Raw genomic sequence first — 22438 nt, 5'->3', positions numbered from 1 at the left:
CGCGGCCCCGCTGGCCGCGGCCCCATCGTCCCCCTTTCTTCGTGGACGCCGGGCGTGCCCGGCCCGACAGACCCAAAGGCTTTGCCATGAGCGACAAGACCGACTACCGCGCCACCCTGAACCTGCCCGACACGCCGTTCCCGATGCGCGGCGACCTGCCCAAGCGCGAACCGGGCTGGGTGCAGGCCTGGGAGGACCAGGGCCTCTACAAGCGCCTGCGCGATGCGCGGCGCGGCCGCCCCAAGTTCATCCTGCACGACGGCCCACCCTATGCCAACGGGCAGATCCACATGGGCCACGCCGTCAACAAGATCCTGAAGGACATGATCGTCAAGGCGCGCCAGCTCAAGGGCTTGGACGCGCAGTACATCCCGGGCTGGGACTGCCATGGCCTGCCGATCGAGAACGCCATCGAGAAGAAGCACGGCCGCAACCTGCCGCGCGACGAGATGCAGGCCAAGAGCCGCGCCTACGCCACCGAGCAGATCGCGCTACAGATGGCCGACTTCAAGCGCCTGGGCGTGCTGGGCGACTGGGAGCACCCCTATCGCACGATGGACTTCAGCAACGAGGCCGACGAGATCCGCGCGTTCAAGCGCGTCATCGAGCGCGGCTTCGTCTATCGCGGCCTGAAGCCGGTGTACTGGTGCTTCGACTGCGGCTCGTCGCTGGCCGAGTTCGAGATCGAGTACGCCGACAAGAAGAGCCAGACGCTGGATGTGGGCTTTCTGGCGAACGATCCCGCACAGGTCAGCGCCGCGTTCGGTGTGCCCCATGACGGGCGCGACCTGTTCGCCGTGATCTGGACCACCACCGCCTGGACCATCCCCGCCAACCAGGCGCTGAACCTCAACCCCGAACTCGTCTACGCCCTGGTGGACACGCCACGTGGCCGGCTGATCGTGGCCGAGACACTGGTGGAGAAGGTGCTGGCCCGGTACCAGCTCGAAGGGTCCATCGTCGCCACCACGGCCGGCAAGGCGCTGGGCGGCCTGGAATTCCGCCATCCGCTGTACGACGTGGACCCGGGCTATCGCCGGCTGGCCCCGGTGTACCTGGCGGACTACGCCACGGCCGACGACGGCACCGGCATCGTCCACTCCTCGCCCGCCTACGGTCTGGAAGACTTCAACTCGTGCGTCTCGCACGGCATGAAGTACGACGACATCCTGAACCCGGTGCAGGGCAACGGGGCCTACGCAGCCGACTTCCCGCTCTTCGGCGGCCAGAACATCTGGAAGGCGGTGCCGGTCATCATCGACGCGCTGCGCGTGGCCGGCCGCCTGTTCGCCACCGAAGGCATCACCCACAGCTATCCGCACTGCTGGCGCCACAAGTCGCCGGTGATCTACCGCGCCGCGGCCCAGTGGTTCGTGCGCATGGACGAAGGCGAGGGCGTCTTCACCAAGGACAAGGCGCCCGCCACGCTGCGCCAGATGGCGCTGGCCGCGATCGAGGACACGAGCTTCTACCCCGAGAACGGCAAGGTGCGCCTGCGCGACATGATCGCCGGCCGGCCCGACTGGTGCATCAGCCGCCAGCGCAGCTGGGGCGTGCCGCTGCCCTTCTTCCTGCACAAGGACACGGGCGACCTGCACCCGAAGACGATGGAGATCCTCGACCTCGCCGCCGACATGGTGCAGGCCGGCGGCATCGAGGCCTGGAGCAAGGCGGGCACCGAGGAGATCCTTGCGCGCGTGGGCGCCGCCGCCGATGCGCCGCACTACACCAAGAGCCAGGACATCCTGGAGGTGTGGTTCGACTCCGGCACCACGCACACGACGGTGCTCAAGGGCTCGCACCCGGGCAGCGGCCACGACACCGGCCCCGAGGCCGACCTGTACCTGGAAGGCCATGACCAGCACCGCGGCTGGTTCCACAGCTCGCTGCTCACCGCCGCGGCCATGTACGGCCGCGCGCCCTATCGCGGCCTGCTCACCCACGGCTTCACCGTGGACAGCCAGGGCCGCAAGATGAGCAAGTCCCTCGGCAACGGCATTGAGCCGCAGGAGGTGAACAAGAAGCTGGGCGCCGAGATCGTGCGCCTGTGGGTCGCCGCCAGCGACTACTCCGGCGATATCGCCGGCGACGACAAGATCCTCGCGCGCGTGGTGGATGCCTATCGCCGCATCCGCAACACGCTGCGCTTCCTGCTGGCGAACGTGAGCGACTTCGACCCCGCGAAGGACGCCGTCTCGCAAGCGGAGATGCTGGCGATCGATCGCTATGCGCTTTCACGTGCAGCGGCGTTCCAGGCCGAGGTGCTGGCCCACTACGAGGTCTACGAGTTCCACCCGGTCGTGGCCAAGCTGCAGGTGTACTGCTCGGAGGACCTGGGTGCCTTCTACCTCGACATCCTGAAGGACCGCCTGTACACCACCGCGCCGAAGTCGCTGGCCCGCCGCAGCGCGCAGACGGCCCTGTGGCACATCACGCACGCCATGCTGCGCTGGATGGCGCCGTTCCTGAGCTTCACGGCCGAAGAGGCCTGGAAGGTGTTCGGCAACTCCGAGTCCATCTTCCTGGAGGAGTACGCGGAGATCGGTGGCCCCGATACCGAACTGCTCGCGCGGTGGGACCGCATCCGCGCGATCCGTGATCTCGCCAACAAGGAGATCGAGGCGCTGCGGGCGGCTGGCCAGGTGGGCTCTTCCCTGCAGGCGAACCTGGTGATCACCGCCGGCGCGGATGACCACGCGCTGCTGGCCAGCCTGGGCGAGGACCTGAAGTTCATCTTCATCGCCTCGGTGGTGAGCCTGCAGCCGGGTGATACGCTGAGCATCCAGGCGCGCCCCAGCGCCGACACGAAGTGCGAGCGCTGCTGGCACTGGCGCGCCGACGTCGGCATGGACGAGGCCCATCCCACGCTGTGCGGCCGTTGCGTGAGCAACCTGTACGGCGCGGGTGAAGCGCGGGTGCACGCCTGATGGCCCGCGGCTCGTCGGCCAGCATGCTGCCCTGGCTGGGGCTGGCGCTCATCATCCTGCTGGCCGACCAGTTCACGAAGGTGCTGATCCTCGGCTACTACAAGCTGGGCGACTCCACCTACGTCACCTCGTTCTTCAACATCGTGCGGGCGCACAACACCGGCGCGGCCTTCTCGTTCCTGGCCGGGGCCTCCGGGTGGCAGCGCTGGTTCTTCACCGGCATCGGCCTCGTCGCCACGCTGTTCATCCTGTGGATGCTGCGCTCGCACGCGCAACAGAAGCTGTTTGCCTTCGCGCTCGCATGCATCCTGGGCGGCGCGGTGGGCAACGTGGTGGACCGCCTGCTGCACGGCTACGTGGTGGACTTCCTGCAGTTCCACTGGGGCGGCTGGTACTTCCCCGCCTTCAACGTGGCCGACAGCGCCATCACCGTCGGCGCGATCGGGCTGATCCTGGACGAGATCCTGCGGGTGCGGCGGGCGCGCTGACGCCGCCGGCCGCCTCGGCCACCAGCCAGTCCAGGAACAGCCGCAGGTGCCGCGGCTTGTCGGCGTCCAGCGGCACCAGCGCGTGATACGTCTCACCGTCCAGCCGCACATCCGGAAAGGGCGCCACGATGCGCCCGAGCTGCCACTCGGACGACAGCGTGGGAAACGGTCCGATGCCGTAGCCCATGCCGTCGATCACCGCCTGCAGCGTGACGAAGTAGTGGTCGAAGCGCAGCTCCTGCACCGGCCGCAGATCGGGGCAGCCGGCGCGCTGCAGCCAGGCCTCCCATTCGCCGGGGCGCGTCTCGGTGGACAGCATGATCGCGCGTGACAGGCTGGCCGGCCGCGCGAGGGGCGCCGCCTGCCACAGCGCCGGGCTCACGATCACGGTGCCCGTCTCGCGGTAGAGCGGCAGCGACTCGAACTGGCCCTGGCCCGCCACGCTGCGGCGGATAGCGACGTCGAAGCTGCCGCGGAAGGCCGGCTCGTTGCTGAACGCGGTGGACACCCGCACCTCCACACCCGGCGCGGCCTGGCGGAAAGCGCCCAGGCGCGGAATCAGCCAGCGCATGGCCATGGTGGCGGGCGCATTCACGCGGATCACCTTCTCCGTGGCCCGCTTGCCGTAGCGCCGCGCGGCGTCGCCGATGTGGTCGAAGGCCTGGCTGATCTCGCGGGCGAAGGCCCGTGCGTGCACGGTGGCCACCATGCGCTGGCCATCGCGGCGGAACAGCGGCTGGCCCAGCGCGGCCTCCAGCAGGTGGATCTGCCGGCTGACCGCGCCGTGGGTGAGGTTCAGCTCGCGCGCGGCCTCGGTGTAGCTGCCCGCCCGCGCCGCCACTTCGAAGACCCGCAGGGCATGCAAGGGGGGCAGCTGGTGCGGCATGTGTGAGTTTCAGTCACGTTTCAGCCACATTTTATCGATAGTGTCCGGGAATGGCTCACACTAAGCTGCGCTTCATGAAACCGATCCAAGTCAACGGGCGCAGCTACCAGGCGCCAGCCCAGCCCACCGTCATCGTGTGCATCGACGGCTGCGAGCAGGAGTACGTCAACCTCGCGGTGCAGGCCGGTGCGGCGCCCTTCTTCGCCTCGCTGCTGGCGCGCGGCACCGTGCTGACCGCTGACTGCGTCATGCCGTCGTTCACCAATCCGAACAACCTGTCCATCGTCACCGGCGCGCCGCCCAGCGTGCATGGCATCTGCGGCAACTACTTCCTCGACACCGAGCGGGGCGAGGAGGTGCTGATGAACGATGCGCGCTACCTGCGCGCGCCCACGGTGCTGGCGGCGCTGGCCGACACGGGCGCGAAGGTGGCCGTGGTCACCGCCAAGGACAAGCTGCGCGCCTTGCTGGGGCACGGGCTGCGCGGCATCTGCTTCTCCGCCGAGCACGCCGACCAGGCCAGCCTGCAAACGCACGGCATTGCCGACGTGCTGGCGCGTGTGGGGTTGCCCAAGCCCTCGGTCTACAGCGCCGACCTGTCCGAGTTCGTGTTCGCCGCTGGCGTGATGCTGATGCGCACCGAGCGGCCTGACCTGATGTACCTCTCCACCACCGACTACGTGCAGCACAAGCACGCGCCGGGCACGCCGCAGGCCAATGCGTTCTACGCCCTGATGGACCGCTACCTCGGCGAGCTGGACGCGTTGGGCGCGGTGATCGGCATCACCGCCGACCACGGCATGAACGCCAAGACCGACGCCATGGGCCGGCCGCAGGTGAGCTTCCTGCAGGACCTGCTGGACGACCGCCTGGGCGATGGCCGCACGCGGGTGCTGCTGCCCATCACCGACCCGTACGTGGTGCACCACGGCGCGCTCGGCTCGTATGCCACGGTCTACGTGCGGCCGGGCACGCCGGTGCATGCCGTGGCCGAGGTGCTGCGCGGCCTGCCCCACGTGGAGCGCGTGCTGGACCGCGAGACGGCCGCGGCCCGGTTCGAGCTGCCGCCGGACCGCATCGGCGATCTCGTCGTGCTCGCCCACCGCCTGGCCGTGCTGGGCACCTCCGCGCGGCGGCACGATCTGTCGGGCCTGACCGTTCCGCTGCGATCGCACGGCGGCCTGTCCGAGCAGGCGGTGCCGCTGCTGTTCAACCGCCCGCTGGCGGACGTGCCCACCCGGCGGCTGCGCAACTTCGACGTGCTGTCGCTGGCGCTGAATCACCTTTCCCCACGAACCTGAAACCAGAAGGAGACACCATGTTGCATCGGCTGATGAATGCCTGGGCCAGCCCGCTGGGCCGGAGCCTGATCGCAGGCCTGTGCCTGGCCGCCGCCGGCGGCGGCGCGCACGCGCAGGCCTACCCGAACAAGCCCGTGAAGATCGTCGTGGGCTTCGCCGCCGGCGGATCCACCGACAAGCTGGCCCGCGTGCTGTCGCAGCGGCTCGGCGAGGTACTGGGCCAGTCGGTGGTGGTGGAGAACCGCCCGGGCGCGGCCGGCAACCTGGCCGCCGAGCTGGTGGCCGGCGCCCAGCCCGATGGCTACACACTGTTCATGGCCACGCTCAGCAGCCAGGCGATCAACCCGCACCTGTACCCGAAGCTGAAGTTCGACCCGGTGCGCAGCTTCGAGCCGGTGGCCCTGGTCGCGAAGTACCCGCTGCTGCTGGTGGTGCCACCGCAGCTGGGCGTGAACTCGGTGCCCGAGCTCGTGGCCTACGCCAAGGCGAACCCTGGCAAGACGTTCTTCGCCTCCTCGGGCAGCGGCTCGCCCGCGCACCTGGCCGGCGAGATGTTCCGCCTGGCGACCGGCACGGCCATCCAGCACGTGCCCTACAAGGGCGGCGGCCCCGCCATGCTGGCCCTGATGGCCAACGAGTCGCAGTTCGGCTTCGAGACCATTCCCAGCGCCATCGGCCATGCGCGCAGCGGCAAGCTCAAGGGCCTGGCCGTCACCTCCGAGAAGCGCTCGGTCGCGGCGCCGGACCTGCCCACCATGGTGGAGGCGGGCCTGAAGAACTTCGCGGTCACCTCCTGGGCCGGGCTGCTGGTGCCCGCCGGCACACCACGCGACATCGTGGCGAAGCTGAACCAGGCCACGCTGGCGGCGATCCAGGCCCCCGCGGTCAACACCGCGCTCACCGGCGACGGCGCCGAGCCTGGCGGCGGCAGCCCCGCGGACTTCGCGAAGTTCATGGCCGACGAGCACAAGGCCTGGGGCGAGGTGGTGCGCTCCGCGAACGTCAAGGTAGACTAAGGGGACAGTGAAACATCTGCTGAACCTGCTGGCGGCCGTGTCGCTGCTGGTCTGGGGCACCTACCTCGTCCGCACAGGCATCCTTCGCGTCTTCGGCGCCAACCTGCGCAACGTGCTGGCCAAGAACATCGGCACCCGGCCAGCGGCGGCGCTGGCCGGCGTGGGTGTCACTGCGCTGGTGCAGTCCAGCACGGCCACCGGACTGATCGTCTCCTCCTTCGCCGGTCAGGGCCTGGTCACGCTCTCGCTCGCCCTGGCCGTGATGCTGGGGGCGGATGTGGGCACCAGCCTGATGGCCGTGGTGTTCTCGTTCGACCTGTCCTGGCTGTCGCCGCTGCTGATCTTCACCGGCGTGGTGCTGTTCATCTCGCGCCAGGCCACGCCGGTCGGCCGCTTCGGCCGCGTGCTGATCGGCCTCGGGCTGATGCTGCTGGCGCTGCGGCTGGTGGGCGAATCCACCGCCATCATCGTGCAGGCACCGGCCGTCAAGGCGCTGCTGGCCTCGCTGGCCAGCGACGTGCTGCTGGAGATCACCGTAGGCGCCGCGCTGACGGTGGTGGCGTACTCCAGCCTGGCCATCGTCCTGCTCACTGCCACCCTCGCCAGCTCCGGCGCCATCCCGATGGACGTGGCCCTGGGCCTGACCCTGGGTGCCAACCTGGGCAGCGGCGTCCTGGCCGTGCTCGCCACCGCCAAGTCACCCGTGGTCGTGCGGCAGGTGCCGATCGGCAACCTGGTGTTCAAGGTGGTCGGCGTGCTGGCTGCGGCGCCGCTGGTGGGCCTGTGGCTGCGCCACGTGCGCCCGCTGCTCGGCGATCCGGCCGCTGCGGTGGTGATGTTCCACCTGGGCTTCAACGTGGCGGTGGCACTGATCTTCATCGGCCTCACGCCCATGGTGGCGCGGCTGGTGGAGGGCTGGCTGCCCAAGCAGGACCAGGCCCTGGTGGCCGGCCGCCCGCACCACCTGGACCCCTCGGCGCTGGCCACGCCCTCGCTCGCCATCTCCTGCGCCGCGCGCGAGGCGCTGCACCAGGCGGACGTGGTGGAGACGATGCTGGTGGGCATGCTCAAGGTCATCAAGGACAACGACCTGCGCCTGGCCGGGGAGCTGCGCAAGCTCGACGACACGGTGGACCAGCTCTACTCCGCCATCAAGTACTACCTGACCAAGATCTCGCGCGAGGCCCTGGGCGAGGAGGAGTCGCGCCGCTGGACCGACATCATCAGCTTCACCATCAACATGGAGCAGATCGGCGACATCATCGAGCGGGTGCTGATCGACATCGAGGACAAGAAGATCAACAAGGGCCGCAACTTCTCCGACGCCGGCATGGCGGAGATCTGCGAGCTGCACGCGCGCCTGATCGACAACCTGCGCCTGGGCATGAGCGTGTTCCTCAACGGCTCCATCCGCGACGCGCAGCGCCTGCTGGAGGAGAAGGCGCGCTTCCGCGACCTGGAGCGCACCTATGCCGGCACGCACATCATCCGCCTGACCGACAACACGGTGCAGAGCATCGAGACGAGCTCGCTGCACCTGGACCTGATCAGCGACCTGAAGCGCATCAACTCGCACATCTGCTCGATCGCCTATCCCATCCTCGATTCCGCCGGCGCGCTGGCGCCCAGCCGCCTCAAGACGCCGATCGTGCAGGAGACCTCGGGCGACGCGGCGCTGCGCTGACGGTACGGGACCGTGGCATCACGGGCAAGCCGCAGCGAGGATCAGCCCCGCATCGAGCGTGAACGCACCCGCGTGCAGCAGCCGCGCGACCTCTTCCCCCGCCATGCACCGGAACTGCGCCACCTCGCCATCCTGATTCACCGGCCCCACGCCATCGGGCACGACCGCCGTGTACCAGTGCAGGCGCTCCACCACGTGGCCATGCGCGAGTTCGTTCGCCGGGCGCTCGGTGGTGATGCAGCCGCCGTAGGTCAGCTCCTGCAGGTCCGCCAGCACCAGTCCCGCCTCTTCCCAGGTCTCGCGCGCGAGTGCCGTCTCCAGCGGTTCACCCGCGGGCACCATGCCACCCACCAGCGTGTCCCACAGGCCGGGGTCAGTCGGCTTGTCGAAGGCCCGCTGCTGCACCCAGAAGCGGCCGTCTGGATGCCAGCCCGCCAGATGCACGGCCTCGGTCGCGATGCCCAGCAGGCGCACCGCGCCGCGCTCCACGGTGCCGAGCAGCATGCCCTGCTCGTCATGCACGGCCAGCTGCTCGTTCCGCCAGGCCTTCATGAGACCGGCGTCGCGCAGCGCCACGGCCACCGGCGCCAGCGCCTGGCTCAGATCGTCGGCGTCCGCGACGACGAGGGCCGCTGACTCCACGCGCCACAGCCCGCGCAAGGCCGAATGATCGCCCAGCGCCACGGCCACCGAGCCGACGCGCTGGCCCCGCCAGAGCAGCGGCAGGCGCGGCTCCGCGGGCGGCTGATGGCCTTGCATCTGCAGATGCTTGCGCCAGTCGTCATCCGCCGGGCTCCGGGGGAGCGAGCGCCGCGAAACCCTTGGCGATGCCAGCGTCACGACAGACCCCCACACCCCTTCAGGAAGGCTGCCATGGCCCCTCGACGAACACGGCTTCATCGGCCCCAGGCCAGGGCGGCATGGTGACCCCCACCGCCCGGAACGGCTCCGGGCCGAGCGAGCGGAACTGGAAACGGGTGCCAACCGGAATCGACAGGCTGGTGCCGGCGCCGAGACGCGTCACCTCCTCGTGCTGTGCATCGCTGCGCCACATCTCGGCCACGCCGCCAATGACGAACCACAACTCCTCGACGCTGCGATGCACGATGGCGGCGCTGGTGCGGCCCGCGGCCAGCTCGAAGTGCGCCATGCTGCCGCGCCCGCCGCCCGCCAGGACACGCACATCGGAGCCATCCGGCGCCGTGACCGTGGGGTCCGCCGGCAAGGGGATCGTCACGAAGGAGGGTGTCGGCGCCACAGGGTTCATGCCCGTTCGGGCCCTCAGCGCCCCACGGGCCGGATCGTCTCCAGCCCCAGCCGCTGGTCGCGCGGATCAGCATACGGCCCGCTCAGCACGCCGTCGCTGCCGATCGTGTAGACGCTCACGCCGCAGCGGTTGCCGCCGTAGGCCACGCCCAGCGACTGCCCCTGGCGGACGGCTACGCCGGTCTGCGTGCCGTCGCTGTCCTTGTAGGTCACGCGGAACACCTGGCCACGCGTCTCCAGGGTCGTGATGCCATCGTAGGCCTGGCCATCGGGTGTGCGCCCGACCGATGCATAGGTGCCGTCCACCTGCCCCGGTGCGCCGGCCTGCTTGCGCAGCGCCTCGGTGCCGAGCGCCGCATGGCCCAGGTCGGCCCAGGGGCCTTCCATCGAGCCGTCGGACTTGATCTCGAGCGCGCTCACGGTGCACTTGTCGTTCGGGCCCCAGGCGGTGAAGAGCTGGTTGCCGCGCTGGATGCCCATGCCGCGCATGGTGCGGTTGTCGGTGTAGGTGAGGCGGAACACCGGCCCCGCCGCCACGATGCGCAGCTGCCCCGTGTAGGCCTTGCCGTCGAAATCACGCCCCTCCACCTGGTAGTTGCCCGGCAGGGTCTGGGCCTGGGCCTGCAGGGCCGCCATCAACAAGCCGATGGCGCCCACCTGGGCAAGGATGCGATGCATGAACGGTCTCCTGTGGATGAGCTGAAGACCGCATCATGCGGCGGCGTTCGCCTCAGGGCAACAGGATGGTGGAGCCGGTCGTGCGGCGCGCCTCCAGCGCGATGTGCGCCTGCTGCACGTCCGCCAAGGAATACCGCTGGTCGATGCGGATCTGCACCTGGCCACTCGCCACCACCGCGAACAGGTCGTCCGCCATGGCCTGCGTGGCCTCGCGCGTGGCGATGTGGGTGAAGAGCGTCTGCCGCGTCACGTAGATGGAACCCTTGGGACCGAGGATGCCCGGTGCGAACGGCGGCACCGGCCCCGAGGCATTGCCGAAGCTGGCCATCAGGCCGAAGGGCTGCAGGCAGTCAAGCGACTTGTCCCAGGTGTCCTTGCCCACGGAGTCGTAGACCACCTTCACGCCCTTGCCGCCGGTGATCTCCTTCACGCGGGCGGCGAAGTCTTCCTTGTTGTAGTTGATCACGTGGGCGGCGCCCAGCGACTTGGCGAGTGCGCACTTCTCGTCGCTGCCCGCCGTGCCGATCAGCTGCAGCCCCAGCGCCTTCGCCCACTGGCAGGCGATCAGGCCCACGCCGCCGGCGGCCGCGTGGAACAGCACGTGGTCGCCCGCCTGCAGCCCCCCCTGCGGCAGCGTGCGCTTGAGCAGGTACTGCGCGGTCAGGCCCTTGAGCATCATGGCCGCGCCCGTCTCGAAGCTGATGGCGTCCGGCAGCCGGCACACGCACTTGGCCGGCATCACGCGCACCTCGCCATAGGAGCCGGGCGGCTGGCTGGCATAGGCCGCGCGATCGCCGGGCTTGAGATGCGTGACGCCTTCCCCCACCGCCTCGACGATGCCCGCGCCCTCCATGCCGATGGCCGCCGGCATGGCCAGCGGATACAGGCCGGTGCGGTGGTACACGTCGATGAAGTTCAGGCCGATGGCGTGATGGCGGATGCGCACTTCGCCCGGGCCGGGCTGGCCGACCTCGACGTCGACGACTTCCAGCACCTCGGGACCGCCATGCTGGCGGATACGGACAGCTTTGCTCATGGGGTGTCTCCTGCTCGAAGGTTGGCATGCTGCCACGATTTCGTCAGGCGCGTCTCAGTCCGGGATTCGCTGCGCCGGCTACAGTGCACCCGGCATGACCCAGCGCCTCACGCCCGCCACTGCCGCCCTGCTGACGCTGCCGCCCCTGCTGTGGGCGGGCAACGCCGTGGTCGGCCGCCTCGTGAGCGGGCTGGTGCCGCCCATCACGCTGAACTTCCTGCGCTGGGCGCTCGCCTTCGCGCTGCTGCTGCCGCTGGCCGCCTGGGTCCTGCGGGGTGGCAGCCCGCTGTGGCCGCGCATGCGTCGCTATGCGCTGCTGGGTCTGCTGGGGGTGGGCTGCTACAACGCGCTGCAGTACCTGGCGCTGAAGACCTCCACCCCGATCAACGTGACGCTGGTCGCCTCCAGCATGCCGGCCTTCATGCTGGGGCTGGGCGCGCTGGCCTTCGGGCAGCGCATCACCCGGCGGCAGGTGGCAGGTGCCGCGCTCTCGATCGCGGGCGTGCTCACGGTGCTGTGCCGGGGCGAGCTGGCGCAACTGGCACAGGTGCGGTTCGTGCCCGGCGACCTGTACATCCTGCTGGCCACCGCCGCCTGGGCCTGGTACAGCTGGCTGCTGGCGCGGCCGGACGATCCGCCCGAGATCCGCTCGGACTGGGCCGCCTTCCTGATGGCCCAGCTCGTGCCCGGTCTGGCGTGGTCGGCCCTGTTCGCGGGCATGGAGTGGGGCCTTGCGCCGCAATCCATCACCTGGGGCTGGCCCCTCGCGGCGGCGCTGCTCTATGTCGCCGTGGGGCCCGCGATCCTGGCCTACCGATGCTGGGGCCTCGGCGTGCAGCGGGCCGGGCCCAACGTGGCCGGCTTCTTCTCGAATCTCACGCCGCTGTTCGCCGCGGTGCTGTCGGCCGCCTTCCTGGGCGAGGCGCCCCACCTGTACCACGGCGTGGCCTTCGCGCTGATCGTGGGCGGCATCGTGGTGTCGTCGCAGCGCTGACGACCTGTCATTCCCGCGCAGGCGGGAATCCAGGAGCAGGTGGCCAGCCGAAACCTCCTGGGCCTCCGCCTGCGCGGGGGCGACGGGGCGCGGTCAGTACGTCCCCGGGTACGCCCCGCCGTCGATCAGCACGTTCTGCCCGGTGATGTAGCTGGCCTGCCGGCTGCAAAGGAAGGCGCAGGTCGAGCCGAACTCCCCCGGCTCGCCGAAACGCTGCGCGGGGATGGCCTTGCGGCGCGCCTCGGCAATGGCCTCGATGGGCTTGCCGGTCTTCTTCGAGGCGCCCTCCATCGTGCCGCGCAGGCGATCGGTGTCGAAGGCACCGGGCAGCAGGTTGTTCACCGTCACGTTGGCTGCCGCCAGCTTGGGGTTGCGCGCCACGCCCGCGATGAAGCCCGTGAGGCCGCTGCGCGCGCCATTGGAGAGGCCCAGGATGTCGATCGGCGCCTTCACCGCGCTGGAGGTGATGTTCACGATGCGGCCGAATCCTCGCGCGACCATGCCATCCACCGTGGCCTTGATCAGCTCGATGGGCGTGAGCATGTTGGCGTCCACCGCCTTGATCCATGTCTCACGGCCCCAGTCGCGGAAGTCACCGGGCGGCGGACCACCGGCGTTCGTGATGACGATGTCGTAGTCGGCGCGCTGGGCGAACACGCGCGCCCGGCCCTCGACGCTGGTGATGTCAGCGGCCACCGTCAGCACCTGCGTGCCGGCCGGTAAGGCGGCATCGGCCCGCAGCGCAGCGGCCGCGGCCTCCAGGGCCTCGGCGCCACGCGCCACCATCACCACGTGCGCACCCTCGCGCGCCAGGGCCACGGCGCAGCCCAGTCCCAGCCCCTTGCTCGCGCCGCAGACGAGCGCCCATTTGCCCGCGATACCCAAGTCCATACAATGCCTGATGCGGTTTGACGAAGATCCAACCATGATACGCATTGCCACACGCGGGCTGCGCCAGGGGGGCTGGCGCGCGGTCCTGCTGCTGGGCCTGGCGGCCGCACTGCCGGCTGCCGCCCAGGACGGCGCCGCGACCAAGCGCGACACCGAGCTGCGCGAGGCCCCCGGCGAGGCCGCCGCGCGCATCAAGCCGCTGCCGGCCCAGACCGTGGTCACCCGACTGCCGGATCGCAGCGGCCCCTGGGTGCAGGTGCGCCTGGCCGATGGCGCCACCGGCTGGCTGCACATGTTCGATCTCGGCCCCACCACCGGCGGGGCCAGCACCGCGGCACCGACTGAATCGTCCGGCTCCGGCCTGCTGCGTGGCATGACCAACCTGCTCGGGCGCGGCACGGGCGCATCGAACACCACGTCGACTTCGGCCTCCGGCATCCGCGGGCTGGACAAGGCGGACATCCAGCGTGCCCAACCCAACCTGGCCGCCGTGACCGAGGTGGAAGGCCAGCGGCTGAACGAGGCGCAGGCGCGCGAGTTCGCGGCCCGCGCGAACCTGCAGCCGGTGCAGGTCGAGCCGCTGCCCGCGCCGCTGCGCCCCACGACCACTCCACAGGGCGATCCGTCGCAGCCCCAGCAATGAAGCGCCCCACTCGCCTCCCTGTGACCCGCGCCGTCCTCTGCGGCGCGCTGCTGGCCGCTGCCCCCACGCTCTTCGCGCAGGACCCAGGCCGCGCGCTGGGCGGCCTGCTGCGCGGCCTGGGCGGCAACCTGCAGATCGGCAACCTCGCGCCCGCGGGCAACCAGGGCGCGCAGCCGACGGACCTGCTGAAGATGCTGTCGGAGTCGATGGAAAGCATCGACGAGCCGAAGGAGATCGAGATCGGCCGTCAGCTCGCCGCCGTGTTGCTGGGCAGCAAGCCGCTGTCACGTGACATGGCGCTGCAGCGCTACGTGAACCAGCTCGGGCGCTGGATCAGCCTGCAGTCGAGCCGGCCCCACCTGCCCTGGACCTTCGGCGTCATCAACGACCCCGGCTTCAATGCCTTCGCCGCGCCGGGCGGCTACGTCTTCGTGACCAAGGGCCTGATCGACCGCGTGGACGAGTCCGAGCTGGCCGGCATCCTGGCGCACGAGATCACCCACGTGGAGGCGAAGCATCACCTCAAGGCACTGCGCAGCAAGGCGCGCGCGGGGCTGTTCGCCGCGCTGGTGGGCTCGCAGGTGCGCGGCTCGGCGGCGGCGCAGGCGATCTCGGCGCAGATGCTGGCCCTGGGCAAGGATCTGTATGGCAGCGGCCTGGATCAGGCGGACGAGTTCGAGTCCGACCGTCAAGGCGTGGCCCTGGCCGCCCGCGCCGGTTTCGACCCCTATGGCCTGCCGGCCGTGCTGCAGCAGCTGCGCACCGCCACACCGGAGAACCCGCTGTTCAGCCTGACGCTCAGCACGCACCCGCCCGCGCAGCAGCGGCTGGATCAGCTGGAGCAGGCCATGGGCCAGCGTCTCGACAGCCTGGCCGGCAAGCCCGTCGTGCGCATCGCCGACCGCCTGCGCTGAGGCCGGGCGCCGCCCTCACCCTGGCCTGCGCGCCGCCGCGCGCGTGAACAGGAACACGCCAGCCACCACGAGGCCGGTACCCACCGCCGTCCAGGCCGTGAACGGCTCGTCGAGCCAGGCCACGCCCATGAAGATGGTCGACAGCGGCCCGACCATGCCCACCTGGGCGGTCAGGGCCGCGCCCACGCGCTCGATGGCCATCATCACCAGCAGCACCGGCACCACGGTCGCGAGCGTGGCATTGAGGATCGACAGCCCGATCACCTGCGGCGCCACCACCAGCACGCTGGACGCCGGGTGCAGCACCAGATACTGCGCGATGCAGCACAGGCAGGCCACGCTGGTGGCCCAGCCCACCAGCCGCAGCGATCCCATGCGGCGCACCCAGCGCGCGCTGGCGACGAGGTAGATGGCATAGGTGATGCAGCTCACGAACACCAGCAGGGCGCCCAGCGGGACATGCCGGCCCTCCAGGCGGGCCTCCAGGCCGAACACGAGTGCCACCCCGGCATAGCTGACCACCATGCCGGCCGTCTGCCCGGCCCCCGGCCGGTGGCCGTGCAGCAGCCAGCCGAGCAGCATCACCAGCGTGGGCGTGATGTAGATGATCAGCCGCTCCAGCGAGGCGGTGATGTACTGCAGCCCGGCGAAGTCGAGCGTGCTGGAGAGGTAGTAGCCGATGAAGCCCAGTCCGCACACCGCCAGCCACTCGTCACGCGCGAGCGGCGGCTTGCCGCGCCCGGCCCACCACGCCATGGCCAGGAAGAACGGCAGCGCGAACAGCATGCGCAGCATGATCAGCGTGTAGGGGTCCACGCCGTGCCGGTAGGCCAGCTTGACGATGATGGCCTTGATGCTGAAGGTGAGCGTGCCCGCCAGCGCCAGCAGCACGCCGGGCATCACCGCCCGCGTGGCGGCCTGCGGGCCCGGCGTCACCTCAGTGGTCCAGCAGGCGGGCGTGCAGGCGGCGCAGCAGCAACCAGACCGTGCCGGCCACCACCGGGATCGCGCCGGCCGCCGTGGCCTCCGCGCTGAACGGCCAGCCCAGGGCCTGCGCCCCCTTGGCGAGGTAGCTCACCAGGCCGACGATGTAGTAGGTGATGGCCGCCACCGACAGGCCCTCCACCGTGGCCTGCAGCTTGAGCTGCAGGTCCTGCCGCCGGTTCATCGCGCCCAGCAGGGCCTGGCTGCTCTGCTGCTGCTCGATCTCCACCCGCGTGCGCAGCAGGTTGCTGATGCGCGAGACCCGCTGCGACAGCGCGTCCTGCCGGCGCACGGACCATTCGCAGGTGGCGCGCGCCGGCGACAGGCGACGGTGGATGAACTCACCGAGCGTCTGCAGCCCCCCCAGGCGGGATTCGCCGATGTCGGCCAGGCGCCGGTCCACCAGCTCGAAGTAGGCGGCGCTCGCCGAGAAGCGCGAGTGCGTCGCGGCGTAGTGGCTTTCCACCTGGCCGGCCAGGCGCGTGAGGCGGTCCAGCAGCTGCGGCTCCTCGTCACGGCCGGCCACGCGGATCGACTCGGCCAGCGCGGCCAGCTCGCGCTCGGCGTGGGCCAGCACGCTGCCGGCTTCGCGCGCGGCGGGCAGGCCCAGCAGCGCCGCCATGCGGTAGGTATCCACCTCCAGCAGCTGCTGCACCAGCCGGCCCAGCCGGCGCGGCGTGACGCTGTCGGCCAGCAGCACCATGCGCGCGAAGCCGTCCGCGTGCAGGGTGAAATCGGTGTACACCTCGCCCAGGCCGTCGGCCACGGTGGAGCCGACCAGGGTTTCCTCGCGCAGCACGTGGCGCACGAGCGATCCCTCCTGGTGCGCGCGGGTGGACAGCACCCACAGGTGCAGGCCGCACAGCATCTGCCCGGGCAGCTCGGCCAGCCACGCCTGCGGCACGGCGGCACTGGCCGTGGCGGGCTCGCGGTCATCGAACTGGCTGGCGTCGAACGGGCGCGAGAAGGTCCAGGAGACGAACTCGGTATGCATCTCCCAGCGCACGCGCCAGCCCCCCAGCTCCGCCCTCAGGTGCGTGGTCTGCGCGTCCGGCGAGGCCTGGTGGTGGTCCTTCAGCAACGCCGCCAGGTGCGCCCGGCTGGCGTCCCGCCCCTGCGCATCGGCCAGCATGACCACGTGGGTGATGGCCAGCGGCACGCCCATCGCCTCCGGCGGGCGGGCATGGATCTCGTTGTGCAGCGCCACCCGCTGCGGGTGGGCCTGGGGCATGGGCATGGTGAATGTCCGGAGCCAAAGAGGAGGATTCTGACGCATGCGGAGGCGGGCCCGCGCCACGCGACGGGCCTTCACTCCCCGCAGGGGCACCAGGCCGCGCGGAGCAACGCGCAGCGCGACCTCCCCATGCAAAAGGCCGGATTCACTCCGGCCTTTTGCATCACTTCAGACCACCCGCAAAACGCGCAGCGTTTTGCGGGTGAACGCCTCAATCCTCTTCCTGGAACGCCTGCTCCCGCTTGCTCTTCACCGCCGGCAGCAGCACGATGATGAGCAGCAGCAGCGCCAGGCCCAGCAGCGTGGCCGACAGCGGGCGCGTGACCAGCACGCTCCAGTCGCCGCGCGACAGCAGCAGGGCGCGCCGCAGGTTCTCCTCCATCATCGGGCCCAGGATCAGGCCCAGCAGCAGCGGGGCCGGCTCGCAGCCGAGCTTGATGAACACGTAGCCGATGAAGCCGAAGATGGCCACCATCCAGATGTCCCAGGTGTTGTTGTTCGTGGAGTACACGCCGATGGCGCAGAACAGCACGATGGCCGGGAACAGCCAGCGGTAGGGAATGGTCAGCAGCTTGATCCAGATGCCGATCAGCGGCAGGTTCAGGATGATCAGCATGGCGTTGCCGATCCACATGGAGGCGATCAGGCCCCAGAACAGGCCGGGGTTGCTGGTCATCACCTGCGGGCCCGGCTGGATGTTGTGGATGGTCATGGCACCGACCATCAGCGCCATCACGGCGTTGGGCGGAATGCCCAGCGTGAGCAACGGGATGAAGGAGGTCTGCGAACCGGCGTTGTTCGCCGATTCCGGTGCCGCCACGCCACGGATGTTGCCCTTGCCGAAGGGCACCTCGCCCGGCTGCAGCTTGGTCTTCTTCTCAATGGTGTAGGCCGCGAAGGCCGACAGCAGCGCGCCGCCGCCCGGCAGGATGCCCAGCGCCGAGCCCAGCGCCGTGCCGCGCAGGACCGCAGGCGCCATGCGCTTGAAGTCTTCCTTCGTGGGCATGAGGCCATGCACTTCGGCGGTGAAGACCTGTCGCTCGCTCTCGTGCTTGCCCAGGTTGCTGATGATCTCGCCGTAGCCGAACACGCCCATGGCGATGACGATGAAGCCGATGCCATCCGTCAGCTCGGGGATGTCGAAGGAATAGCGCGCCACGCCGGAGTTGACGTCCGTGCCGACCAGGCCCAGCAGCAGGCCCAGCAGGATCATCCCGATGGCCTTGATCAGGGAGCCGGAGGCCAGCACCACGGCGCCGATCAGGCCCAGGATCATGAGCGAGAAGTACTCGGCCGGGCCGAACTTGAAGGCGACCTCGGTCAGCGGCTTGGCGAAGGCCGCCAGGATCAGCGTGCCCACGGTGCCGGCGAAGAAGGAGCCCAGGCCGGCCGCCGCCAGCGCGGGGCCCGCACGGCCCTGGCGCGCCATCTGGTAGCCGTCGATCACGGTCACGACCGAGGCCGATTCACCCGGCAGGTTCACCAGGATGGCGGTGGTGGAGCCGCCGTACTGCGAGCCGTAGTAGATGCCGGCCAGCATGATCAGCGCGGCCACCGGCGGCAGCGCGTAGGTGGCCGGCAGCAGCATCGCGATGGTGGCCACCGGGCCGATGCCGGGCAGCACGCCGATCAGCGTGCCGAGCACGACGCCGATGAAGCAGTAAAGCAGGTTCTGCAGCGTGAACGCCACGCCGAAACCGAGCTGGAGGTTGTTCAGCAGTTCCATTTGGGTCGCTCGTTCTTCAACGGGTCAGGAAGGAGGGCCACACCGGGAACTGCAGCTTCAGCCCCCAGATGAACGCCACGTAGCTCAGCACCGCCAGGATGGTCGCGAGGATGGCGACTTCCTTCGTGTTGAACTCCTCGCCGGCCTTGGCTGCCACGAAGGTGAGCGCGTAGATGCCGACGATGAGGCCCATGGAAGGCAGGCCGATGTTGATGGCGATCTGGGTGCCGGGGATCGCGATGCGCGGAATGCCGCCGATGCAGATGCCGAAGATCACGTTGGCACCGATGATGAAGCCCAGGGGCTTCCAGGCGAAGGCGCCGATCTTGCCGCCATCCTCGGTCTCGACGACCAGAGACTGGAACATCACCGCCACACCGACGATGGACAGCAGGATGCCGACCATGAGCGGGAAGTAGCCGGGGCCCATGCGGGCCCCGTCGCCGATGGTGTAGCTCGTCGCGCCCCAGGCAAACCCGCCGCCCACGATCATGAACATGAGCCCGGCGAAGAAATCCTTCTGGCTCTTGATTTTCATTGGTTGTCTCCTCAAAGGGATTTCCGGACGGGCAATTCTTGCGGGGAAACCCCCCCGCTCCCGTTGGGGATTCCACCTACGGTGCGACCCGGGCGCAGGGCACGCCCCGTGACACGTAGGTGACACGATGCCGGCGTCGGCTACTCCAGCGGCGGCGTGGCCGAGAGCACCTCGTCCATCGTGGTCAGCCCTTCGGCCACGCGCAGCGCGCCGGCCAGGCGCAGGGGCCGCATGCCATCGGCCACCGCCTGCGCGCGCAGGCGGGCCATGGCGGGATCCTGCATCACGCGCTCCTTGAAGCCCTCGGTCACGGTGAGCAGTTCATACAGCCCCATGCGGCCGAGGAAGCCGGTCATGCGGCAATCCACGCAGCCCACCGGCCGATAGGGCTTCCAGTCGCCCTGGATCTTCCAGGGGTGGACGGCGGCCTCCAGTGCATCGCGCGCGGCGGCCTCATCGGGCAGGCGGCACTGCCGGCACAGCGTGCGCACCAGGCGCTGCGCGAGCACGCCGATGACGGTGGCGCTGATCAGGTAGGAGGGCACGCCCAGGTCCATCAGGCGGGTCACCGCGGAGGGCGCGTCATTCGTGTGCAGGGTGGAGAACACCAGGTGCCCGGTCAGCGCGGCCTGCACCGCCATCTCCGCCGTGGCGAGATCCCGGATCTCGCCGATCATGATGATGTCCGGGTCCTGGCGCATCAGCGCGCGCAGGCCCTCGGCGAAGCCGAAGTCGATCTGCGTCTGCACCTGCGTCTGGTTGAAGGAGGGCTCGATCATCTCGATCGGGTCCTCCACCGTGCTCACGTTCACCTCCTCGGTGGCGAGGCGCTTGAGCGTGGAATACAACGTGGTCGTCTTGCCCGAGCCGGTGGGGCCGGTCACGAGCACGATGCCGTGCGGCCGGCGCACCAATGCCTCCCAGCGCTGCGCGTCGTGCGGCGAGAAGCCCAGCGCGTCCAGATCCTTCACCGCGGTGTCGGGGTCGAAGATGCGCATCACCATCTTCTCGCCGAAGGCCGTGGGCAGCGTGGACAGGCGCATCTCCACCTCGTCGCCGCGCGGGTTGCGCGTCTTGATGCGGCCGTCCTGCGGGCGACGCTTTTCCACCACGTCCATGCGGCCCAGCAGCTTGATGCGCGCCGTCATCGCATTCAGCACGGTGATGGGCATCTGGTAGACCGGATGCAGCACGCCGTCGATGCGGAAGCGGATCACGCCCTGCTCGCGCCGCGGCTCCAGGTGGATGTCGCTCGCGCGCTGGTCGAAGGCGTATTGCCACAGCCAGTCCACCACCTGCACCACGCCCTGGTCATTGGCATCCAGCTGCTTGTTGCTGCGCCCCAGCTCCACCAGCTGCTCGAAGCTGCGCGCGGTGTTGCCGCCGGACTTCTGCGCCGCGCGCACCGACTTGGCCAGCGCGAAGAATTCCGCCGTGTAACGGTGGATGTCCTGCGGATTGGCGATCACCCGGCGCACGCCGCGCCGCGCCTGGCGCTCGACCTCGTCGATCCAGTCGGTGATGAAGGGCTCCGCTGTCGCGACCACCACCTCGCTGGCGCTGGCCTGCACCGGCAGCACCTTGTGGCTCTCGGCATAGGCGGCGCTCATGGTCTCGGCCACCTTGGCCACGTCCACCTTCAGCGGGTCGATGCGCAGGTAGTCCAGCCCGCAGCGGCCGGCCAGGTACTGGGTGAGCGTCTCGATGTCGAGCGACTTGCCGTCGGAGGCGCGCCCCATGGCCACCGCGGCCAGCCGCACCAGCGGATGCTGCGCGCTCTCGGCCTGCGAGCAGCGCGCGATGGTGCGGCGGGCCTCATCCACCGAGATGACCCCATCCTCGCTGAGCCAGTCGACCAGCGTCCGCCAATGCAGCGGGCCGTTGGGCGCTGGGTGGCGAAGCGGCGGGTTCTTGGCGGCAGCAGTCATGCGGCAATGGTAGCGCCGGGGCCCGTGCACCCGGTACCGCCGCCCCCCGCGCGCGGGGCACCGGCTTGCCGCGACTCAGCCCACCGCGCCGCTGGCGAACAGCGAATCGGCTTCCGTGCCCACCCGCCCCAGCTCCGCCAGGATCGCGCGCGAGTGCTCGCCCAGGTGCGGCGCCCGTTGCCCGGCGAGGGCTGCTTCATCCTCCCCCGCGAAGCGCGCCGCGGCCCGGGGCGCGCGGATGCGGCCCACGTCGGGATACGGCGTGTCCACCAGGCTGCCGTTGTGGCGCACCTGCGCGTCACCGGCCAGCGCCGGCTTGGTGTTGACGTGGCCCACCGGCACGCCCTCGGCCGCGAGCCGCGTGACGAAGGGCGCCAGTTCCTGCTGCGCGGCGATCGGGTCCAGCTCGGCCCGCAGCGCATCGGCGTTGTCGCGGCGGGTCAGCAGGTTGGCGAAGCGCGGATCGGCGATCAGCTCCGGCCGGCCGAACACGCGGCACATGGCGGCGAACTCGTCGTCCTGCGGGGTGATGAGGGCGAACCAGCCATCGCGGCAGCGCCACAGGCGCTGGCGGGCGCCGAACTCCATGGTGGGCGCGGGCGGGTCGTCCAGGAACGCATGGTTGTACAGCGCCTCGGGCCACAGGAAGGCCAGGGCAGCATCCAGCATCGACAGCTCGATGCGCCGTCCGGTGGCGGTGGTCTGCCGCTCCAGCAGCGCGGCGGTGATCGCCTGGGCCGCCGTGAGCGCGGTGATCTTGTCGCACATCAGGGTCTGCAGCAGGCGCGGCTCCTGTGTCTGCGGATCGGGGTGCGCGTCGGCGAAGCCCGCCACGGCCTGGATCACCGGGTCGTACACGCGCCAGTTCGCGCAGGGCCCGGTCTGGCCGAAGCCGCTGATGGACACATAGATCAGCCGAGGGCTCAAGGCCTGCGCGGCCTCCCAGCCGAAGCCCAGCCGCTGCATCGCGCCGGGGCGGAAGTTCTCCACCAGCACGTCGGCGGACCGCACCAGGTCACGCAGCACCTCGCGCGCGGGGCCCTGCTTGAGATCGAGCACGATGGAGCGCTTGCCGCGGTTGATGGCATGGAACAGGCCGGTCAGGTCGCCCTTGATGAGGCCGATGCGGCGCGTCAGGTCGCCGCCGCGCGACTCCACCTTGATCACGTCCGCGCCCTGGTCGGCCAGGATGCCGGCGGCCATGGGGCCGGAGACGACGGCGGAGAGGTCGACGATGCGCACGCCGGAGAGGGGGCCTTGCATGGGTGTCCTTTTCGAAGGCGAGGGTCGTTGCCGCCGCGGCC

General features: G+C 70.1%; 20 protein-coding genes. 8 read left to right on the top strand and 12 right to left on the bottom strand.

Features of this window, described 5'->3' with window-relative positions; genetic code table 11:
• Nucleotides 1-86 precede the first annotated feature (86 nt).
• Together ileS and lspA are read left to right on the top strand one after the other, a co-directional pair.
• Nucleotides 87-2927: an isoleucine--tRNA ligase gene (gene ileS / locus ACE3T5_RS02720; RefSeq protein ID WP_374664177.1), complete on the top strand. Its 2841-nt coding sequence runs from the start codon at nucleotides 87-89 to the stop codon at nucleotides 2925-2927.
• Nucleotides 2927-3415, top strand: coding sequence for a signal peptidase II (gene lspA / locus ACE3T5_RS02715; RefSeq protein ID WP_374664175.1), 489 nt, complete (start codon nucleotides 2927-2929; stop codon nucleotides 3413-3415). The genes ileS and lspA overlap by 1 nt, the downstream gene beginning before the upstream one ends.
• Here lspA and ACE3T5_RS02710 read toward each other — a convergent pair.
• Nucleotides 3354-4301: a LysR substrate-binding domain-containing protein gene (locus ACE3T5_RS02710; RefSeq protein ID WP_374664173.1), complete on the bottom strand. Its 948-nt coding sequence runs from the start codon at nucleotides 4299-4301 to the stop codon at nucleotides 3354-3356. The two genes, lspA and ACE3T5_RS02710, sit on opposite strands and share 62 nt — an antisense overlap.
• A gap of 74 nt (nucleotides 4302-4375) precedes the next feature.
• On the opposite strand from ACE3T5_RS02710, the gene phnA reads away from it, so the two are divergent.
• The 3 genes from phnA to ACE3T5_RS02695 are packed head-to-tail and all read left to right on the top strand — an operon-like array spanning nucleotide 4376 to nucleotide 8302.
• Nucleotides 4376-5602: a phosphonoacetate hydrolase gene (gene phnA / locus ACE3T5_RS02705; RefSeq protein WP_374664171.1), complete on the top strand. Its 1227-nt coding sequence runs from the start codon at nucleotides 4376-4378 to the stop codon at nucleotides 5600-5602.
• Nucleotides 5603-5619: 17 nt separating this feature from the next.
• A complete protein-coding gene (locus tag ACE3T5_RS02700) occupies nucleotides 5620-6618 on the top strand; it encodes a Bug family tripartite tricarboxylate transporter substrate binding protein (RefSeq protein WP_374664169.1) in 999 nt (332 codons plus the stop codon).
• A 7-nt stretch (nucleotides 6619-6625) separates the two neighbouring features.
• Nucleotides 6626-8302, top strand: coding sequence for a Na/Pi cotransporter family protein (locus tag ACE3T5_RS02695; RefSeq protein ID WP_374664167.1), 1677 nt, complete (start codon nucleotides 6626-6628; stop codon nucleotides 8300-8302).
• Between the two features lie 18 nt (nucleotides 8303-8320).
• Here ACE3T5_RS02695 and ACE3T5_RS02690 read toward each other — a convergent pair whose 3' ends face one another.
• From ACE3T5_RS02690 to ACE3T5_RS02675, 4 genes are all read right to left on the bottom strand, one after another.
• A complete protein-coding gene (locus ACE3T5_RS02690) occupies nucleotides 8321-9061 on the bottom strand; it encodes an NUDIX domain-containing protein (protein ID WP_374664165.1) in 741 nt (246 codons plus the stop codon).
• Nucleotides 9062-9161: 100 nt separating this feature from the next.
• The gene (locus tag ACE3T5_RS02685; protein WP_374664163.1) at nucleotides 9162-9539 is read right to left on the bottom strand and encodes a cupin domain-containing protein; all 378 of its coding nucleotides are present in this window, start codon (nucleotides 9537-9539) and stop codon (nucleotides 9162-9164) included.
• Nucleotides 9540-9583: 44 nt separating this feature from the next.
• Nucleotides 9584-10246, bottom strand: a complete 663-nt coding sequence (locus tag ACE3T5_RS02680; RefSeq protein WP_374664161.1) for a hypothetical protein — start codon at nucleotides 10244-10246, stop codon at nucleotides 9584-9586.
• A 52-nt stretch (nucleotides 10247-10298) separates the two neighbouring features.
• Nucleotides 10299-11282: a quinone oxidoreductase gene (locus ACE3T5_RS02675; protein ID WP_374664159.1), complete on the bottom strand. Its 984-nt coding sequence runs from the start codon at nucleotides 11280-11282 to the stop codon at nucleotides 10299-10301.
• 94 nt (nucleotides 11283-11376) lie between these two features.
• Between ACE3T5_RS02675 and ACE3T5_RS02670 the strand changes: the two genes are divergently transcribed.
• Nucleotides 11377-12276, top strand: coding sequence for a DMT family transporter (locus ACE3T5_RS02670; protein ID WP_374664157.1), 900 nt, complete (start codon nucleotides 11377-11379; stop codon nucleotides 12274-12276).
• A gap of 93 nt (nucleotides 12277-12369) precedes the next feature.
• Here the strand turns inward: ACE3T5_RS02670 and ACE3T5_RS02665 are convergent, their stop codons facing one another.
• Nucleotides 12370-13167 carry an SDR family oxidoreductase gene (locus ACE3T5_RS02665; RefSeq protein WP_374664155.1) on the bottom strand — a complete coding sequence of 266 codons (798 nt, stop codon included), beginning with the start codon at nucleotides 13165-13167 and terminating at the stop codon, nucleotides 12370-12372.
• A 34-nt stretch (nucleotides 13168-13201) separates the two neighbouring features.
• On the opposite strand from ACE3T5_RS02665, the gene ACE3T5_RS02660 reads away from it, so the two are divergent.
• Complete coding sequence (locus ACE3T5_RS02660) at nucleotides 13202-13810, top strand: SH3 domain-containing protein (RefSeq protein WP_374664153.1); 609 nt, start codon at nucleotides 13202-13204, stop codon at nucleotides 13808-13810.
• A 20-nt stretch (nucleotides 13811-13830) separates the two neighbouring features.
• The gene (locus ACE3T5_RS02655; protein ID WP_374664151.1) at nucleotides 13831-14724 is read left to right on the top strand and encodes a M48 family metalloprotease; all 894 of its coding nucleotides are present in this window, start codon (nucleotides 13831-13833) and stop codon (nucleotides 14722-14724) included.
• A gap of 15 nt (nucleotides 14725-14739) precedes the next feature.
• Here the strand turns inward: ACE3T5_RS02655 and ACE3T5_RS02650 are convergent, their stop codons facing one another.
• From ACE3T5_RS02650 to ACE3T5_RS02625, 6 genes are all read right to left on the bottom strand, one after another.
• Complete coding sequence (locus ACE3T5_RS02650; RefSeq protein ID WP_374664267.1) at nucleotides 14740-15624, bottom strand: DMT family transporter; 885 nt, start codon at nucleotides 15622-15624, stop codon at nucleotides 14740-14742.
• Nucleotides 15625-15661: 37 nt separating this feature from the next.
• On the bottom strand, nucleotides 15662-16945 hold the full coding sequence (locus tag ACE3T5_RS02645) for a DUF3422 family protein (protein ID WP_374664148.1): 1284 nt from the start codon (nucleotides 16943-16945) through the stop codon (nucleotides 15662-15664).
• 208 nt (nucleotides 16946-17153) lie between these two features.
• A complete protein-coding gene (locus ACE3T5_RS02640) occupies nucleotides 17154-18668 on the bottom strand; it encodes a tripartite tricarboxylate transporter permease (protein WP_374664146.1) in 1515 nt (504 codons plus the stop codon).
• A 16-nt stretch (nucleotides 18669-18684) separates the two neighbouring features.
• A complete protein-coding gene (locus tag ACE3T5_RS02635; RefSeq protein WP_374664144.1) occupies nucleotides 18685-19206 on the bottom strand; it encodes a tripartite tricarboxylate transporter TctB family protein in 522 nt (173 codons plus the stop codon).
• Nucleotides 19207-19346: 140 nt separating this feature from the next.
• The gene (locus ACE3T5_RS02630) at nucleotides 19347-21134 is read right to left on the bottom strand and encodes a GspE/PulE family protein (RefSeq protein ID WP_374664142.1); all 1788 of its coding nucleotides are present in this window, start codon (nucleotides 21132-21134) and stop codon (nucleotides 19347-19349) included.
• A 75-nt stretch (nucleotides 21135-21209) separates the two neighbouring features.
• On the bottom strand, nucleotides 21210-22397 hold the full coding sequence (locus tag ACE3T5_RS02625) for a CaiB/BaiF CoA transferase family protein (RefSeq protein WP_374664140.1): 1188 nt from the start codon (nucleotides 22395-22397) through the stop codon (nucleotides 21210-21212).
• Nucleotides 22398-22438: the final 41 nt, after the last annotated feature.

The organism is Ramlibacter sp., from assembly GCF_041916345.1.
GTDB lineage: Bacteria > Pseudomonadota > Gammaproteobacteria > Burkholderiales > Burkholderiaceae_C > Ramlibacter.
This window is presented reverse-complemented; position numbering and strand designations above follow the sequence as displayed.

Coding starts and splice junctions, on each gene's coding strand:
- ileS (WP_374664177.1), top strand. CDS start 87: ATGAGCGACAAGACCGACTACCGCGCCACCCTGAACCTGCCCGACACG.
- lspA (WP_374664175.1), top strand. CDS start 2,927: ATGGCCCGCGGCTCGTCGGCCAGCATGCTGCCCTGGCTGGGGCTGGCG.
- ACE3T5_RS02710 (WP_374664173.1), bottom strand. CDS start 4,301: ATGCCGCACCAGCTGCCCCCCTTGCATGCCCTGCGGGTCTTCGAAGTG.
- phnA (WP_374664171.1), top strand. CDS start 4,376: ATGAAACCGATCCAAGTCAACGGGCGCAGCTACCAGGCGCCAGCCCAG.
- ACE3T5_RS02700 (WP_374664169.1), top strand. CDS start 5,620: ATGTTGCATCGGCTGATGAATGCCTGGGCCAGCCCGCTGGGCCGGAGC.
- ACE3T5_RS02690 (WP_374664165.1), bottom strand. CDS start 9,061: ATGCAAGGCCATCAGCCGCCCGCGGAGCCGCGCCTGCCGCTGCTCTGG.
- ACE3T5_RS02680 (WP_374664161.1), bottom strand. CDS start 10,246: ATGCATCGCATCCTTGCCCAGGTGGGCGCCATCGGCTTGTTGATGGCG.
- ACE3T5_RS02675 (WP_374664159.1), bottom strand. CDS start 11,282: ATGAGCAAAGCTGTCCGTATCCGCCAGCATGGCGGTCCCGAGGTGCTG.
- ACE3T5_RS02670 (WP_374664157.1), top strand. CDS start 11,377: ATGACCCAGCGCCTCACGCCCGCCACTGCCGCCCTGCTGACGCTGCCG.
- ACE3T5_RS02665 (WP_374664155.1), bottom strand. CDS start 13,167: ATGGACTTGGGTATCGCGGGCAAATGGGCGCTCGTCTGCGGCGCGAGC.
- ACE3T5_RS02660 (WP_374664153.1), top strand. CDS start 13,202: ATGATACGCATTGCCACACGCGGGCTGCGCCAGGGGGGCTGGCGCGCG.
- ACE3T5_RS02650 (WP_374664267.1), bottom strand. CDS start 15,624: ATGCCCGGCGTGCTGCTGGCGCTGGCGGGCACGCTCACCTTCAGCATC.
- ACE3T5_RS02645 (WP_374664148.1), bottom strand. CDS start 16,945: ATGCCCATGCCCCAGGCCCACCCGCAGCGGGTGGCGCTGCACAACGAG.
- ACE3T5_RS02640 (WP_374664146.1), bottom strand. CDS start 18,668: ATGGAACTGCTGAACAACCTCCAGCTCGGTTTCGGCGTGGCGTTCACG.
- ACE3T5_RS02635 (WP_374664144.1), bottom strand. CDS start 19,206: ATGAAAATCAAGAGCCAGAAGGATTTCTTCGCCGGGCTCATGTTCATG.
- ACE3T5_RS02630 (WP_374664142.1), bottom strand. CDS start 21,134: ATGACTGCTGCCGCCAAGAACCCGCCGCTTCGCCACCCAGCGCCCAAC.
- ACE3T5_RS02625 (WP_374664140.1), bottom strand. CDS start 22,397: ATGCAAGGCCCCCTCTCCGGCGTGCGCATCGTCGACCTCTCCGCCGTC.